Source organism: Streptomyces sp. NPDC048191 (assembly GCF_040652655.1).
Taxonomy (GTDB): Bacteria; Actinomycetota; Actinomycetes; order Streptomycetales; family Streptomycetaceae; genus Streptomyces.
Genome location: NZ_JBEZMO010000011.1, coordinates 1 through 15,808, shown reverse-complemented (window position 1 = coordinate 15,808; position 15,808 = coordinate 1). Strand labels below are relative to the sequence as shown.

Sequence of the window (15,808 nt, the reverse complement as noted above, 5' to 3'; positions counted from 1 at the left end):
CGCGCATGTGATGGGTGCGAGGGACTTCGCTCAGCCGTTCAGCAGCTCCGCGAACCTCTGGGCGTCGATGTTGCCGCCGGAGGCGATGATGCCGATGCGGGGCGGGAGGCTGTCGATCCGGCCGGCCAGGAGGGCGGCCAGGCCGGTGGCGCCGCTGGGTTCGAGGACGATCTTCAGGCGTTCGAAGGCGAAGCGCATGGCGGTGACGATCTCGGCGTCGCTGACGAGGGCGATGGCGTCCACCAGGCGCCGGTTGATCTCGAAGGTGATCTCGCCGGGCGTGGGCAGCGCCTGTCCGTCGGCGATGGTCCGGGGCACGGGCAGGGTGACACGGGAGCCGCTTTCCAGCGAGCGCTTGGTGTCGTCCCCTTCCTCCGGCTCCACGCCGATGATCCGGATGCCGGGGTGCACGGCTTTGGCGGCGGTGGCGCTCCCGGCGATCAGGCCGCCGCCTCCGACGGGTACGACCAGGGCGTCGAGCGGGCCGGTCTCGTCGAGGAGTTCGAGCGCCGCGGTGCCCTGCCCGGCGATGACGTGGGGGTGGTCGTAGGGCGGGATGAGGGCCAGGCCACGGTCCTCGGCCAGTGCCTCACCGAGTGCGGTGCGGTCCTCGGTGTAGCGGTCGTAGGTGACGATTTCCGCGCCGTATCCGGCGGTTGCCTCCCGCTTGAGGCGCGGGGCGTCCTCGGGCATCAGGATGACGGCGCCGGTGCCGAGTTCGCGGGCCGCCAGGGCGGTGGCCTGGGCGTGGTTGCCGGAGGAGTAGGCGGCGATGCCCCTGGCCAGTTGGTCCGGGGAGAGCTGGGCGGCCGCGTTGTAGGCGCCGCGGAACTTGAAGGCACCGACGCGCTGGAAGTTCTCGCACTTGATGAACACCTCCGCGCCCACCAGGGCGTTGAGGGTGCGCGAGGTGAGGACGGGGGTGCGGTGGGCGATGCCGTCGAGGCGTGCGGCGGCCGCACGGACGTCGTCGAACGTTACGGGCGAAGCGGCGGCCATGACGGTCTCCCCTTCCCTTCCTCCGGTCCGCCGGAACGGCGATTGGATTGATTTTCCATTCTTGGACAAGGACTCTAGGCAGCCCGACGCCCGTCTGTCCAGAAGGAGCCGGACGGGCGTCGGTGGAGACGTGGCGCCGCTGCTCGTCACCGGTCCTTGGCCAGCGCGACGAGTTCGGCGAAGAGGCCGCCGGCGTGCACGAGGTCGTCGTAGCCGCCCTGCTCGACGACCCGGCCGTTGCGCAGGACGACGATCCGGTCCGCGAGGCGGGTGTTCTCCAGCTGGTGGGTGACCACGATGGTGATGCGCCGCGCGGCGATGCGTTTGATTTCCAGGAAGATCTGGTGCTCGCCGCGCGGGTCCATCTGGGACGTCGGCTCGTCCAGGATGAGCAGCGGGGAACGGCGGTACAGGGCGCGGCCGCAGGCCAGGCGCTGCCACTGGCCGCCGGAGAGCTCGGCGCCGCCGTAGATCTCGCGTGCGAGCAGGGTGTCGAGGCCGCGGGGAAGGCGTTCGACCGCTTCCCGCATGCCGACCGCGTCGATGGCGTCCCACACCGGACCGTCGTCATGGGTGCGCGGCTGACCGAGGGTGATGTTCTCCCTGGCGCGAAGGGGCCAGCAGGCGAAGTTCTGCGGGACGAGCGCGGTCCGGCTCCAGACGGAGTCGGGCCGGGCGCGCGCGAGGTCGACGCCGTCCCACAGGACACGGCCCTTGTCCGGGAGCAGGATGCCGGTGATGAGCTTGGTCAGCGTGGACTTGCCGGAGCCGTTCTCGCCGACGATCGCGAGGATCTCCCCGCGCCGCAGCGTGAGCGAGACGCCGTCCACGGCGGGTCCGGCCTTGCCGGGGTACTGGTGGACGACCTCTTCGAGCCGGATCTCCTCGACCTGCTCCGGGATCGTCGACTCCCCGCGTTTCGGGGCGCGTTCGGCCGCCATGTCGAGGAAGGAACGCATGTCGGCGAGGTAGAGGGAGGTGTGGAACATCGCGGCGCCGTACTGCACGAACTGGGACAGTGCGGCGAGCGTGGTCTGCACGGCGACCACCGCGGTCGCGGCGACGGGCAGGGCGACCCGCCCGGTCATCGCGAGCCAGGCGAGCGCGGCCCAGGTGAGGAGCAGGAACGCACCGCCGAGGACGGAGGTCGCCAGGGTGATCCGGAGCATGCGGGGCGCGGCGGTCAGGATGCGCCGGTCGATGCGCTCGGACAGCGCGCGGTACCAGTAGACGAGGTAGTCGGTCATGCCGTTCGCGCGCACCTCGTCGCCGTGCCGCGAGAAGGTGGCCCACCAGCGCATCATGCCGCGTACGTTGCGGTCGCCGACGTTGGCGTAGTGCGTCTCGTAGTCGACACGGGCGGACAGCACGGCACCCAGGCCCGCCGGCAGGACCGCCAGCAGCAACAGCGGGAGCATCAGCCAGTGGAGCGCGGTGATGACGCCGCCGGCGGCGATCATGCGGATGAGCGAGGCCAGGAACTGCTGCGCGTCCTTGACCATCGTGGTGGTGCGGGTGACGCCGACCTCGGCGGCCTCCTGCCGGTCGGCGAAGCCGTCCTCGTCCTGGGCGGCCGCTTCCACCCGGCAGACGGCGGATACGAGCGCCACGTCGGCCTCGGTCACCAGGCGCGGGGTGATCCGGCCGTCGGCGTAGGACGCCAGGGCCCTGCTGATTCGGCCAACCGCCGCGGCCGCGGTGACGGCCACGAGGGCGGGCAGGGCCCCGTGCAGACGTTCGGACACCGGGCCCGCACCGAGGATGTGTGTCATGGCGCGCGCGGTGCAGCCGAGGACCACGGCGGCCGAGACGCCGGTGAGGAGCTGGCAGGCGAGCAGCAGGACGACCCCGGACCGGTCGACGGACCACGCCATGCCCGCGGTGTGGCGCAGCACGGACGGCAGGCGCCCGCACATCTTCCGGAAACTGGCTTCTTCCAGGGGGTTCTTGCCCGCCTTGCCCGCGTAACCGATCGTGGCCGGCGGTGGAGGTGGCGGCGGGAAGTCTTCTGTCGAGGCGTCGGTCACGGTCACCTGCGTCCCTCCTTCGGGTCGGCACCGCACCCGGGTGGTCCGGCGGTGCCCAACTCAACGAGGGCGCGGGGGACTCGAACGCACACGTTTCCGGACGAAGACCGGACCCGCAGATCCGGGGCCCTCGAACGCGCGGTCGCAGTGGCGCAGGGCTTTTATGACGGTGCGGCGTGGCCGAAACGCCGATCCTTGTGACTGCTGTGACCAGTGATGTTTCGCCGGTCGGCCGACCCGCGACGGCTGGGGCCGGTCGTTTGGATCAGGTCGCAGGACAGCGCCGCAGACGTGCGGGCCAGCCCCCGCGTCCGCGGCGTGATCCAAACGACAGGCCTATGCCGCCAGTTGCGGGTACAGCGCCACCAGGTCTCCGGAGAGCCCCGCCTTCACGCTCCGGCTGATGTCGTCCGCCAGGACCTCGTACGCCCCGGCCTCGACACCGTCCAGCGCCAGGGCGGCGATGTCGCCCGGTGTGGACTTCGGTGCGTCGATCTTCGAGGTCATGTCGGTGTCGATGTACCCGACGTGCAGTCCGGTGACCTCGATGCCACGCGGACGCAGCTCCAGGCGCAGGGAGTTGGTCTGGGACCACAGCGCGGCCTTGGTGGCGCTGTAGGAGCCCGCGACGCCGAGCCAGGACAGCACGGAGTGGACGTTGAGGAGGTGCCCGCCACCATTGCGCCCGATGACCGGCGCGAAGGCCCGGGTGACCAGGAGGGGCCCGAAGAAGTTGGTCTCGAACTCACGGCGGACGTCGTCGACGGGGGCGTCGAGGAAGGAGGTCGCGCCGAGCGAGACACCGGCGTTGTTGATCAGGATCGTGACGTCCTGGGCCTGGGCCGCCGCGGCCTCGACGGAAGCGGGGTCGGTGACCTCCAGACCGAGCGGCACGGCGTCGGGGTGGGTCACGGTGCGCGGGTCGCGGGCCGTGGCGTACACCTTGGCCGCGCCGCGCGCGTACAGCTCCTCCACCAGCGCCTTGCCCAGGCCGCGGCTGCCGCCGGTGACCAGCGCGACAGAGTCCTTGATCGACGTCATGACCATCTCCAAAGCTTGTAAACCGATCGGTTTCCCATCACCGTAAACCGATCGGTTTCCAACTTCAAGCGCGTCGGCGAGGGCACGCGGAGCGACCCCTTGCCCGAACGCCCCGCCGACCGGCATAGTGAGTTTGGAATTCCAACTATGCTGGAAGGGGCAAGATGAGCGCGCAGGACGCCGCTGAGGACACGGAAGGCCCGAAGAAGCTCCCGGCCGGACTCGCCGCCCACCCGTCCGTGCGGGCCGTACGTGCCGCCCGATCGGCCGGCGACCGCTCCGCGCCGCCGCCCGTGATCGACGCGGACCGGTTGCGTGCGCTGTGTCTGGAGGCCGGCGCGGACGACGCGGCGGCGGTGAGCCTCGACCATCCCGACCTCGCAGGCGAGCGCGAGCACGTCCTGGCCGCGCTGCCGGGAACGCGCTCGCTGGTCTCGCTGATGGTCCGGATGAACCGCGACAGCATGCGCTCGCCCGCGCGCAGCGTGGGCAACCAGGAGTTCCACCAGACCGACGAACAGGTCAACGCCGCCGCCCGCAAGGTGGCCCGGGCGCTGGGGGACGCCGGCTACCGCGCGCTGAACCCGTCCGCCGGGTTTCCCCAGGAGATGGAGCGCTTCCCGGGCCGTATCTGGGTGGTGGCCCACAAGACGGTCGCCGTGGCCGCCGGCCTCGGCGTGATGGGGCTGCACCGCAATGTCATCCACCCCAGGTTCGGCAACTTCGTCCTGCTGGCCACGGTGCTCGTGGACGCCCCGGTCAGCGCGTACGGGCAGGAGCTGGACTACAGCCCGTGCGTGGACTGCAAGTTGTGCGTCGCCGCCTGCCCGGTGGGCGCGATCGGCAAGGACGGCTCGTTCGACGCGCGGGCCTGCACGACCCACAACTACCGGGAGTTTATGAGCGGGTTCAACGACTGGGTGCAGACCGTGGCCGACAGCGAGGACGCCGCCGACTTCCGCTCCCGGGTCACGGACCCGGAGAACGCGTCGATGTGGCAGAGCCTCGCCTTCAAGCCCAGTTACAAGTCCGGGTACTGCCTGGCCGTCTGTCCGGCCGGCGAGGACGTGCTGGGCCCCTACCTCGACGACCGCAGGGCCTACCTGGACACCGTCCTGCGTCCCCTCCAGGATAAGACCGAGACCCTCTACGTCCTGCCCGGCTCGCAGGCGCAGCGGTACGCCGAACGCCGCTTCCCGCACAAGCCGACCAAGGAGGTCTCCGGCGGCTGGCGGCCCCCGGCGAGAGCGGACGCCGAGACACCCGACGGGCACTGAGTGCCGGCCGCTCCGCTTCCGTTGGCCCTGCGTCCGGAGCCGCGGCGGAGACGGGAACCCGAGCGGGCGCGCCCGGGTGGTAGGGGCGGGGAACGAACCGAGCGCATGGATTCAACCGTTCCCCGCCCCCGGGGCGTCGGCCCGCCTCGTCACGGACACGGAGGGACGACTCGACGACCGGTCGGACGAACCATCGACTCACCGATCTCGTTCAGACCCTCCGCCGCCGTCCGCCAAGATGCCAGCGGAGCCGGGCCGGGCGGGTGACGCCCGCCCCGGCGACCGACGGGCGGGACCGCCGCACGAGGCACGCCGGACACAGGGACAACCCCCCGAGCGACACCCGCCGAGCACCGAGTGGGCCTCCAGCGGCGGCCGACTGCCGGCGTGTCACCGCATGCAGTGGGCGATGTGGTCGCGGGCCTGCTCGGGGTGAGGTTCCGGCCCGCTCGCCCGATCACGGCGGCGAACTCCGGCTCGAAGTCCAGCGCGGGTGCCCCTCACGGTGGAGGGCACCGGCCGGGTGTCCCACACGGTGGTCCCGGTCCCGCCGGTCAGGCGCCGCGCCTGGGCGAGCGCATCACCGGGTGACCGTCCGCAGCCGAACTCTTCGCATCGGCACGGAAGTTGATATGGGAAGCTTTGGCCAACCGGGTGCGGGACCGAGACCGCGGCGGTTGGGGAGAGGAGCCCAGCGTGACTCAGGACGGCGGCCAGGCCGTGCACATCGACACCAGCAAGCCGCATCCCGCACGGATCTACGACTACCTCCTGGGCGGCAAGGACAACTACGAGGTGGACCAGCTGGCGGCCGGCCAACTGGCCGCGGCCGCTCCCGAGGTGTGGATCTCCGTGCGGGCCAACCGGGCCTTTCTGCACCGTGCGGTCCGGTACGTAGTCGACAGCGGCGTCCGTCAGATCCTCGACATCGGCACCGGCCTGCCCACCTCGCCCAACGTGCACGAGGTCGCCCAGGAACGGGCTCCGGACGTGCGCGTCGCCTACGTCGACAACGATCCGATCGTGAAGGCGCACGCCGACGCGCTGCTCAGCCGGGCCGGAACGACCGGCATCGTGCTCGCCGACCTGCGCGATCCGCAGTCGGTCGTCGATCACCCCGAGGTCCGCCGGATCATCGACTTCGGCCGCCCGGTCGCCCTGTTCCTCGTCGCGGTCCTCCACTTCCTCCGCGACGCGGACGAGCCCGAGCGGATCGTGGCCACCCTGCGCGACGCGCTCCCGGCCGGCAGCTTCCTGGTGCTGTCGCACGCCACGGGCGACTTCGCCGACGACCGCAGCGAGGCCGAGGCCGTCTACAACAGCGCGACGGCCACCATGAACCTGCGCTCCCGCGACCGGGTCGCGCGGTTCTTCGACGGCTTCGAACCGGTCGAGCCGGGACTGACCCAGGTTCCGTTCTGGCGCCCGGACAGCACCCCGCCGCCGGGCTCGGCCGAGATCGGCTTCTACGGAGGCGTGGCCCGCAAGAACGCCTGACCCCGGGACTCCAACGGCCCGCCACACCGCGCCCCGCGCGTCCTCGCCGCCGGGCGCGGGATCGCCCAGGGCGCGGTGTCCCGTGCTGCCCGCCCCCTTGACCGACACCCCGTCGGCGCCTCCATACTGGCGGCCAAATCGATTTGGCCAAATCGATTTGGCCGCCGTCCACGGCCGGATCGTCGAGGCCTGAGCCGAGCGAGCCGAACGGAGCCCGCACGTGTCCAGTCCCGTACATCCCGTCGACGAGTCCCGCCCCCTCGGGCGGATCCTGCTCTTCGGCCTCCAGCACGTCCTCGTCATGGCGGCGACACCCATATCCGCGATCTTCCTGATGAGCGCCACCCTCCGGCTCAGCCCGGGCATCACCGTCGACCTGCTCTCGGCGGCCCTGCTGCTGTCCGGGATCGGCTCACTCGTGCAGTCCCTCGGCCCATGGAAGTTCGGGCCACGGCTGCCGTTCGTGATGCTGCCGGGCGGCGCGCCGCTGATCCTCTTCCTGTCGATCGCCCAAGCGCACGGGCTGCGCACGGCGACCGGCGCGGTGCTCCTCACCGCCGCGTTCACCTTCCTGGTGCTGCCGTTGTTCGCACGCCTGCTGAGATTCTTCCCGCCGCTGGTCATCGGCACGATGATCGTGATCGTCGGGGTCAACCTGGTGAAGGTCGGCGCACTGCTGGTCACCGGGCAGCCCGGCACACCCGGCTTCGCCCAACCGGTACGGCTGGGGCTGGCCTTCGCCACCATCGGCCTGATCGTCACCTTCACCCGGCTGCTGCGCGGGGTCCTGCGACAACTCGCCGTACTCCTCGGGCTCGTGGCCGGCACCGCCCTCGCCGTCGCTCTCGGCCAGGTCCACCCGGGTCCCGCGCTCTCGGGCCAACTGGTCGGCGTACCGAGGCCGTTGCCGTTCGGCACCCCCGTCTTCGACCTGCTCGCCGCGCTGCCGCTGATGCTGTACAGCCTCGCGTCCATGGCGGAGGCGACCGGGCAGACCGTCATCAACGCGGAGGCGGTCGGCAAGGACGTCGACGTCCGCTCCGACGTGCCGCGCACGGTACGCGGGGACGCCCTGACCTCGCTCCTCGGCGGCTGCTTCGGGCTGCCGCTGATGGTGACCAGCGGGGAGAACATCGGCATCGTGCGGGTCACCGGCGTACGCAGCCGCTACGTCACGGCCGCCGCCGGGGTCGTCCTCGTCGTCCTCGGCTTTCTGACCCCCGTCGCGCGGGCCATCAGCGTGCTGCCGTCGGCCGTGGTCGGCGGCGCCGCGATGGTCGTCTTCGCGGTGATCACCGTACTCGGCGTGCAGATGCTCGGCCGGGCCCGGCTCGAGGACCACACGGCCACGGTGACCTGCGCGGTCGCGCTCGCGCTGGGGCTGCTGCCGATCCTGGTCCCGGGCGTGTACGCCGGTTTCCCGTCCGGTGTGCGGATCCTGCTGGAGAGCGGGGTCGCCGTGGGCGCCTTCGTCGCCGCCGTCCTCAACGTCGTCTTCCACCACCTGGGGCGACGCACCGCCGACACCGCCGCCGTGCCGGCCGAGGCACCGGGCTCCGCGGCCCGTGTCTGACCTCGCCACCCAACCCGTCGGACAACGGAGAAGCATGACCGACCTGACCCCCGACCTGCTCCGCCGTGACGTGCTGCTGCTGGTCCCCGACGTGACGCTGACCCCCGACGGCCCGCTGGAGCGGCACGCGGTACTCGTGCGGAACGGCGTGTTCCGTGACGTCGGCCCGGTCGAGCGGATCGTCCGGACCCACCCCTCGCCGACACCGGTCCGGCTGCCCGGACACGCGCTGGTTCCGGGCTTCGTCGACGCCCACCACCATCTGACGCAGAGTTTCGGTGGCGCCCTGGCCTTCGGGGAGCCGTCGGAGATCTTCCGCCGGGTGTGGGTGCCCCTGGAGCGCGCACTCGACGAGGAGTCGGCGTACGTCGCCGCGAAACTGGCCGCTCTGGAGTCCCTGCGGGGCGGTTTCACGACGGTGGCCGAGGCCGGGACCCGGGCCCCGGTGGACGTGGACGTGGTGGGCTCGGCCGCGCGCGACGCGGGCATCCGCTGTGTGCTGGGGCTCGTTTGCAACGACGCCCCGGACGGCACGGGCCGGGACGCGGATCCGCGGACCGTGCTCACCGCCGCCGAGAGACACCTGGCCCGCTACGGCGGTGACGACCTGGTCCGTCCCTCGCTCGCCGTGTCCGTGCCGGAGGCCGCGACCCCGCACACGCTGGCGGTGACCGCGCGACTCGCCGCCGACGCGGGCACGGTCGTACAGATCCATGTGAACGAACACCTCGTCGCCGTCGAGCGTTCACTGGTCCGGCACGGGCTGCGGCCCCTGGAGCATCTGCACCATGTGGGCGCGCTGGGACCGCAGTTGCTGGCGGCGCACGCGACGCTGCTCACCCCGGCCGAGGTGACGCTGCTCGCGGACAGCGGTACGGCGGTGAGCTACAACCCGGTCGCTAGCGCGTGGAAGGGCAACGCCGTCGCCCCCGCGACCACCTTCGCCGAGCGGGGCATCCGGTTCGGGCTGGGCACCGACGGGACGCGTGGGGACGGCTTCCGGCTCGCGGACGCGGCGGAGTTCGCCCAGCGGCTCGCCTACGGCCTGGCCTGCGGCGACTCCTCCTGCGGCGCCGGCTGGACGTGGTGGGAGCGGGCCACGGCGGGCGGGGCGGACGCGGTCGGACTCGGCCGGCGCACGGGACGCGTCGTGCCCGGTGCCGCCGCGGACTTCCTCCTGGTGGACGTCGGCGGGCCGGAGATGCAGCCGTCCTGGGACCTGCCGTGGGAGCTGGTCCGGCGCGGCAACCGGGACCAGCTCACCGCCGTGTTCGTCGCCGGCCGGCTGCGGCTGTGGCGCGGCTGGCCGCCCGACTGGGACGGACCGGCACTGGTCCGCCGGGCCGCCGAGCTGGCCCCGCGGGTGATGGGGCGCGCCGGGGTGACCCGGGTCCATCCGACGTCGGTGGCGGCACGGCAGCGGACGGCGGCGACGCGGACCACGGTCGCGGCGGCGGACTCCCAGCCGCCCCGTGACCCGGTCGTGCCCTGTCCCGGTGGCCGGCGATGAGCGCCGGCACACTGGCGGTGCTGGCGTTGACCGTCGCGGCGGCCGCCTTCGTGCAGGGCACCAGCGGCCTCGGGTTCGCGCTGATCGTGGCACCGGTCGCGGGCCTGCTCGATCCGGGGCTGCTGCCGGTGTTCGTGCTGACCGCGATGATCCCGCTCAACCTGTACGTCGCCTGGCGCGAGCGGCGCAGTCTCGATCTGCGCGGCGCACGGTGGATCACGGCGGCGCGGCTGTCGGCGACACCTGCGGGGCTGGCGCTGCTGTGGGTGATCCCGGAGGGCGCTCTCGGGGCCGTCGTCGGGGCGGCGACGGTGCTGGCGGCCGTGGTGAGCCTGGTCGTGCCGTCGTTCGTGCCCGGGCGCGGTGCCTATGTGGGCGCCGGTGTCGTCACCGGGCTGACCGAGACGGCGACCGGCGTGGGCGGCCCGCCCCTCGCCCTCGTCTACCAGCACCGGCCGCCGGGCGAGCTGCGGGCCACGGTCGCCGCCTGCTTCCTGGTGGGCGAAGTCGCCTCCCTGGCCCTGCTGTTCGGCACCGGGCGGGGGCGTCCGGCGGACATGGGCTGGGCGCTCCTGCTCCTGCCCGCGCTCGCGGCGGGCGCCTGGCTGAGCCGGCTCGCGCACCGGCGTCTCGACGCGAAGAGGATGCGTGCCTTCGTCCTCGTCTTCGCCCTCGTGTCGGGGGTGGTGCTGATGGCGGGGACCTGACCCGGCCGGGAAAGCGCCGCGGAAGCCTGCGTCACTCCTGCCTGCCCGCGGCACCGGGGGTGGCCGGTGTGGGTGCCGCTTGCTGGGCCCAGACGGTCTTTCCCCGCGTCCGGTAGCGGGTGCCCCACTGGTCGGCGAGGTTCGCGACGATGAACAGCCCCCGGCCGTTCTCGTCGACGGTGCGCGCGTGTTTCACCCGCGGAGCGCTGGCCGCGGCGTCACCGACTTCGCAGGTCAGCGTCCGGTCGTGGATCAGGCGCAACTGCACGGGCGGAGCGCCGTGGCGGACCGCGTTGCCGACCAGCTCGCTGACGATGAGTTCCGTGGTGTACGCGGTTTCGTCGTCCACCTCCCAGTCCTTCAGTCGGCGGCGGACCGCTTGACGGGCCACCGGCGCGGCCTCGGGCCCCGCGGGCAGGGTGCGGGTCAGTACCTGGCCGGTGGGGAGCGCCTTCGTGCGGGCGAGCAGCATCAGTCGCTCGCCGGCCCGGTGACCTCGGGTGAGCGCGACCGCGAGGCTGTCGCGCACGTCCGGCAGGGGCTTTGTGCCGGCACCGTCCAGGAGCGGGCGCAAGGGAGCGGCCGGCGCCAGAACCTCGTCGGCGAGCGCGTGGGTGCCCATCGCCAGGGTGGTTCCTTCCGGAAGGCCGACGGTGGTCGCGGGGAAGGGGGCGGTGCCTGTCGCGCCGAGCGGGGGGCCTGGGGGGACCGGGAGGGGAGCCGAGGTGCCGTCGGGAAGGGCGGCGACCGGCGCGGGCAGGCCGGCACGGGCGACGGTGCAGGTGAGATCGACAGGGTCGTAGACGGCGACCGCGCAGCCGGCCGTGAACGGCTCGCCATGCAGGGGATCCGAGGCGGGAAGGGCGGCACGCTCGGTGGCGAGACGGGTAGCGGTGTCGTTGAGGCGGGCCATGAGTTCGTCGGGCTGCAGGTCCAGGGCCGCCAGGGTGTGGAGGGCCGTGCGCAGCAGTCCCATCGTGGTGGCCGCGGCAATGCCTCGCCCCGCCACGTCGCCGACGACCAGCACGGTCCGGGCGCCGGGCAGCGCGATCGCGTCGTACCAGGCGCCACCGCCTTCCTGGTCCGGCAGGTGCAGCGGGGCCAGCTCCACGGTCGGCCGCTGGGCCGGATGCCGGGGAAGGAGACGGCGCTGGACGGTCGAGGCGATGATCCACTCACGCATGTACTGCCGGGCGTTGTTGATGCAGAGCGCAGCATGCGCGCAGATGGCCGAGGCCACCGCGACGTCGTCCCGCTCGAAGGGCTCTTGTCGTGGGTGGCGGTAGAAGCTGACCACGCCCAGAGCCTGCTCGCCCAGCACGAGCGGTGCCACGATCAGGGAGTGGGCTCCGGACCGCCGTACGGCCTCGCCTCTGGCCGGGTCGGTGGCCGGCCACGGGCCGTCCGCCGCGAGCGGGACGAGACGCGGCCGAAGGTCGGACAGGACATCCGAGAAGGGGGTCCCGGCCGGCAGCGGGTGCACGTCTCCGACCTGGGCGCGGAGGCGGCCGCGCAGGGCCGCTCGGCGCAGGGGAACGTCCCGGGCGAGGGGAACGGTGGGAGGCTCCTCTCCACGTACGACGTCGTCGAGGACCTCGACGTCGGTGGTGTCCGCGAAGGCGGGCACCACCGCCTCCACCAGTTCCTGGCAGACCGCCGCCACGTTCTGGCGGTGCCCGACGCTGGTGCGGACCGACTCCAGGAGGGCCAGACGGTCCAGCAGCCCGGTCATGTCGTGACCGCCGGTTGCACCAGGTGGCGCAGATCCGTCAGGCCCATGACCCGGCGTACCGGCCGGGCGGCCGAGACGATGGTGAACCGCCGGCCCTGGCGGCGTGCGCGGGTGTCCGCGTCGGCCAGCGGGCGTAGCCCCGCCCCGTCGATGAAGCGCACCCTCCCCAGGTCCATGCTGATGTGCTCGCCCCGCTCGGCGCAGTCGCGAAGGACCGCCTGGAGCCGGGGCGCGGTGGCCACGTCCAGTTCGCCGGACACGACGACCAGCGCGTGACGGCCATGAACGGGGGCGGCGGACGACGCGGACACCGGGTGGGTGGTGATGGTGAGGGTGAACATCTGTGTGACTCCAAGGGGTCGTGGATGGCGGCTTTCTGCCCGGGACCTCGTGTCACCGGCTCATCCACCGTCGGGCACGCCGCTGTGCCTCGCCCCGGGGAAACCCCCGGGGATCGGCCCCGGGGCTGAAACCCCGGGGGCATAGAATTGAGAAACGGACCAGGAAGCCGACTCATGAGCGTGCCTGTCACACATCCGCAGGTCGGACTGCGCGGCCGGGACCGTGAGCGGGCCGTGCTGGAGGGGGTGCTGGCCCAAGCGCGCTCAGGCAGCAGCGCCGTCCTGGTGCTGCGCGGTGAGGCGGGCATCGGCAAGACCGCGTTGCTGGACCACGCAGGGCACACAGCCGTCGGTTTCCGTACCGTCGGCGTCACAGGTGTCGAGTCGGAGATGGAACTTCCCTTCGCCGGCCTTCACCAGCTCTGCGCGCCCTTGCTCGGTGGGCTGCGACGTCTGCCCGCACCGCAGCACGACGCCCTCTCCGTCGCGTTCGCACTGCGGGAGGGAAAGGCGCCGAACCGGTTCCTGGTGGGGCTTGCCGTGCTCGGTCTGTTGGCCGGCGCCGCCGAGGACCGGCCCCTGCTCTGTCTCGTCGACGACGCGCAGTGGCTGGATGAGGCGTCCCGGCAGGTTCTGGCGTTCGCCGCCAGGCGGTTGATGGCCGAACCCGTGGCTCTGATCTTCGCCGTGCGGGATGCCCCCGGCGATCACGAGCCGGCCGGGCTGCCGGAGCTGGTCGTCGAGGGGCTGAGCGAGCCCGACGCCCGTGCCCTGCTGGCCTCGACCCTCCGTGCACCGCTCGATCCGCTGGTACGGGACCGGATCGTCGCCGAGGCCCACGGCAACCCGATGGCCCTCCTGCATCTGCCACGGGTGCCCGCGGAGCTGGCGGGCGGTTTCTGGCTCGCCAGCGGGCGCCCGCTGGCGAGCTGCCTGGAGAACGCCTTCTACCAGCAGTTCCGGTCGCTCCCCGGGGACAGCCGGCGGCTCCTGCTGACGGCTGCGGCCGACCCGACCGGGGACGCGTGCCTGCTGCGACGCGCGGCGGCCCTGCAGGGGATACCGCCCGACGCCGCAGCACCCGCCGAGGCCGCAGGACTTGTCGAGTTCGGCACCTCCGTCCGGTTCCACCACCCGCTGGTGCGCTCGGCCGTCTACCACAGGACGTCCGCGCCGGACCGGCGGGCGGCGCACCGAGCACTGACAGAAGCGACCGATCCCGGTCTCGATCCCGATCGCCGGGCCTGGCATCGCGCCCACGCCGCCGCCAGTCCCGACGAGAGCGTCGCCCTCGACCTGGAACGCTCGGCCGGCCGAGCCCGCAGCCGGGGAGGAGTCGCCGCGGAGGCCTCGTTCCTGCAGGGGGCCGCGGAACTGACCCCCGATCCCGCACGCCGCGCCATCCGCGCGCTGGCCGCGGCTCAGGCCCACATCGACGCCGGTGGAGCCGACCAGGCCGACAACCTGCTGGCGGTCGCGGAGGCCGGCCCCCTCGACGACCTGCAACGCGCCCGGCTCGAACGGCTGCGAGCCCGGCTGGTGTTCTCCCAGGTGCGCGGCAGCGAAGCGCCTCGGCTCCTGCTCGACGCCGCACACCGGCTGGCCCCTCTCGACGCCGCCCTGGCCCGTGACACCCTGCTGGAAGCGGCCGGCGCGGCGATCTACGCCGGCCGTCTGAGCGAGGGGCCCGGGCAGCGGGAGGTGGCCGAGGCGGTCCGCGCCGGACCGCCGCCGCCGACACCGCCGCGGACCGTCGACGTCCTCCTGGACAGCGTGGCCGGCCGGATCATCGATGGCTACCCTGCCGGCATCGAGGCCCTACGGCGCGCACAGCATGCCGTCCGGCAGGAGCAGAAGCCGGCCGCGGCGGAGGCGGACATGCGCTGGCTGTGGCTGGCGTGCCGCGTGACACCGGAGCCACTCGCACCGGAACTGTGGGACGACGATGCCTGGTACGAGCTGGGGACCGGCGCGGTCGCCCTCGCCCGCGAAGCGGGGGCGCTCGCCGTCCTGCCGATGGCGCTGAGCTACCAGGCCTGCTTCCAGGTGCACGCCGGCGAACTCGACACCGCCGCGGCTCTGATCGACGAGGCCACGGCGATCTCGCAGGCGGTGGGCGGCGTACCCATGATGTACGCGTCGCTCGTGCTCGCCGCCTGGCGGGGCCGGGAATCCCGGGCTCTGGACCTCATCAGCACGACCGTCGAAGAAGTCCGCGCCCGGGGAGAGGGCCGTTCTCTCGCCCTCGCCGAGTACGCGACCGCGCTGCTGTACAACGGCCTCGGCCGCTACGACGACGCGCTGTCGGCCGCGCTGCGCGCGTGCCGGTTCGAGGACCTGGGGTTCTACGGCTGGGCCCTCACCGAGCTGATCGAGGCGGCCGTACGCAGCGGGCGGCCCGAGACGGCCGTGGCACCGCTGGCCACGCTCACCGAACGCACCCGCGCCGGCGGAACGCCATGGGCCCTGGGCGTCGGGGCCTGCTCACAGGCGCTGATGAGCGACGACCGGGCCGCCGACGCGCTGTACCGGGAGGCCGTCGAACACCTCGGACGCTGCCGGATCACCGTCCACCTGGCCCGCGCCCGTCTGCTGTACGGCGAGTGGCTGCGCCGCCGCAACCGCCGCCAGGAGAGCCGTGCGCAGCTGGGACCCGCCTACGAGCTGTTCAACCGCAGCGGGGCCGAAGCCTTCGCCGAACGCGCCCGCAGGGAGCTGCTGGCCACCGGGGAGACCGTACGCAAGCGGACGGTCGGCGTCCTCGACGAACTCACCAGCCAGGAGAGCCAGATCGCCAGGCTGGCCGGAGACGGCAACACCAACGGCGAGATCGCCGCCCAGCTCTTCATCAGCCCGCGCACGGTGGAGTGGCACCTCGGCAACGTCTTCGCCAAGCTGGGAGTCAGCTCCCGCAGACACCTGCGCACGGTGCTGTCCTCTCCGCGACAACCGGAGGCGCCAAGGGGGTGACGGCTCTTCGCGCACGAGCCTGGACGGGCTCGTGCGCGCCGGCGGGGGGCGGCGGGATGCGACCACCGCCCCCCCCAGCCCCGCACGGCGCCGCCGCACACAGCCCGCTCGCCGCCCCGCGGGCCGGGCTCCGG

At 72.8% G+C, this 15,808-nt stretch carries 11 protein-coding genes; 6 read left to right on the top strand and 5 right to left on the bottom strand.

Annotation, left to right across the window (positions count from 1 at the left end):
• Window positions 1–30: 30 nt before the first annotated feature.
• From AB0D93_RS19470 to AB0D93_RS19460, 3 genes are all read right to left on the bottom strand, one after another.
• Window positions 31–999 carry a threo-3-hydroxy-L-aspartate ammonia-lyase gene (locus AB0D93_RS19470; protein WP_362120873.1) on the bottom strand — a complete coding sequence of 323 codons (969 nt, stop codon included), beginning with the start codon at window positions 997–999 and terminating at the stop codon, window positions 31–33.
• Between the two features lie 146 nt (window positions 1,000–1,145).
• Entirely contained in the window at window positions 1,146–3,026 is a 1,881-nt protein-coding gene (locus AB0D93_RS19465; RefSeq protein WP_362121133.1) for an ABC transporter ATP-binding protein, read from the bottom strand.
• A 336-nt stretch (window positions 3,027–3,362) separates the two neighbouring features.
• Entirely contained in the window at window positions 3,363–4,067 is a 705-nt protein-coding gene (locus AB0D93_RS19460) for an SDR family oxidoreductase (protein ID WP_362120871.1), read from the bottom strand.
• Window positions 4,068–4,231: 164 nt separating this feature from the next.
• On the opposite strand from AB0D93_RS19460, the gene AB0D93_RS19455 reads away from it, so the two are divergent.
• The 5 genes from AB0D93_RS19455 to AB0D93_RS19435 all read left to right on the top strand — a co-directional run bounded on the left by AB0D93_RS19455 (window position 4,232) and on the right by AB0D93_RS19435 (window position 10,631).
• Window positions 4,232–5,344 carry a 4Fe-4S binding protein gene (locus AB0D93_RS19455; protein WP_362120869.1) on the top strand — a complete coding sequence of 371 codons (1,113 nt, stop codon included), beginning with the start codon at window positions 4,232–4,234 and terminating at the stop codon, window positions 5,342–5,344.
• A 696-nt stretch (window positions 5,345–6,040) separates the two neighbouring features.
• Window positions 6,041–6,841 (top strand): SAM-dependent methyltransferase, encoded by an 801-nt coding sequence (locus AB0D93_RS19450; protein ID WP_362120867.1) that lies wholly within the window; start codon window positions 6,041–6,043, stop codon window positions 6,839–6,841.
• A gap of 220 nt (window positions 6,842–7,061) precedes the next feature.
• Complete coding sequence (locus AB0D93_RS19445; protein WP_362120865.1) at window positions 7,062–8,414, top strand: solute carrier family 23 protein; 1,353 nt, start codon at window positions 7,062–7,064, stop codon at window positions 8,412–8,414.
• 34 nt (window positions 8,415–8,448) lie between these two features.
• On the top strand, window positions 8,449–9,924 hold the full coding sequence (locus tag AB0D93_RS19440) for an amidohydrolase family protein (protein ID WP_362120863.1): 1,476 nt from the start codon (window positions 8,449–8,451) through the stop codon (window positions 9,922–9,924).
• Window positions 9,921–10,631 carry a sulfite exporter TauE/SafE family protein gene (locus tag AB0D93_RS19435; protein WP_362120861.1) on the top strand — a complete coding sequence of 237 codons (711 nt, stop codon included), beginning with the start codon at window positions 9,921–9,923 and terminating at the stop codon, window positions 10,629–10,631. Before AB0D93_RS19440 ends, AB0D93_RS19435 begins: the two co-directional genes overlap by 4 nt.
• A gap of 31 nt (window positions 10,632–10,662) precedes the next feature.
• Here the strand turns inward: AB0D93_RS19435 and AB0D93_RS19430 are convergent, their stop codons facing one another.
• Both AB0D93_RS19430 and AB0D93_RS19425 read right to left on the bottom strand, forming a co-directional pair.
• Window positions 10,663–12,363 (bottom strand): SpoIIE family protein phosphatase, encoded by a 1,701-nt coding sequence (locus AB0D93_RS19430; RefSeq protein WP_362120859.1) that lies wholly within the window; start codon window positions 12,361–12,363, stop codon window positions 10,663–10,665.
• Window positions 12,360–12,704 carry an STAS domain-containing protein gene (locus AB0D93_RS19425; RefSeq protein WP_362120857.1) on the bottom strand — a complete coding sequence of 115 codons (345 nt, stop codon included), beginning with the start codon at window positions 12,702–12,704 and terminating at the stop codon, window positions 12,360–12,362. Before AB0D93_RS19425 ends, AB0D93_RS19430 begins: the two co-directional genes overlap by 4 nt.
• A gap of 174 nt (window positions 12,705–12,878) precedes the next feature.
• On the opposite strand from AB0D93_RS19425, the gene AB0D93_RS19420 reads away from it, so the two are divergent.
• Window positions 12,879–15,674: an AAA family ATPase gene (locus tag AB0D93_RS19420; protein WP_362120855.1), complete on the top strand. Its 2,796-nt coding sequence runs from the start codon at window positions 12,879–12,881 to the stop codon at window positions 15,672–15,674.
• Window positions 15,675–15,808: the final 134 nt, after the last annotated feature.

What these genes read in the sequence shown, in the direction of transcription:
- AB0D93_RS19470 (WP_362120873.1), bottom strand. Translation starts at nt 999, where the DNA reads ATGGCCGCCGCTTCGCCCGTAACGTTCGACGACGTCCGTGCGGCCGCC.
- AB0D93_RS19460 (WP_362120871.1), bottom strand. Translation starts at nt 4,067, where the DNA reads ATGACGTCGATCAAGGACTCTGTCGCGCTGGTCACCGGCGGCAGCCGC.
- AB0D93_RS19455 (WP_362120869.1), top strand. Translation starts at nt 4,232, where the DNA reads ATGAGCGCGCAGGACGCCGCTGAGGACACGGAAGGCCCGAAGAAGCTC.
- AB0D93_RS19440 (WP_362120863.1), top strand. Translation starts at nt 8,449, where the DNA reads ATGACCGACCTGACCCCCGACCTGCTCCGCCGTGACGTGCTGCTGCTG.
- AB0D93_RS19435 (WP_362120861.1), top strand. Translation starts at nt 9,921, where the DNA reads ATGAGCGCCGGCACACTGGCGGTGCTGGCGTTGACCGTCGCGGCGGCC.
- AB0D93_RS19430 (WP_362120859.1), bottom strand. Translation starts at nt 12,363, where the DNA reads ATGACCGGGCTGCTGGACCGTCTGGCCCTCCTGGAGTCGGTCCGCACC.
- AB0D93_RS19425 (WP_362120857.1), bottom strand. Translation starts at nt 12,704, where the DNA reads ATGTTCACCCTCACCATCACCACCCACCCGGTGTCCGCGTCGTCCGCC.
- AB0D93_RS19420 (WP_362120855.1), top strand. Translation starts at nt 12,879, where the DNA reads ATGAGCGTGCCTGTCACACATCCGCAGGTCGGACTGCGCGGCCGGGAC.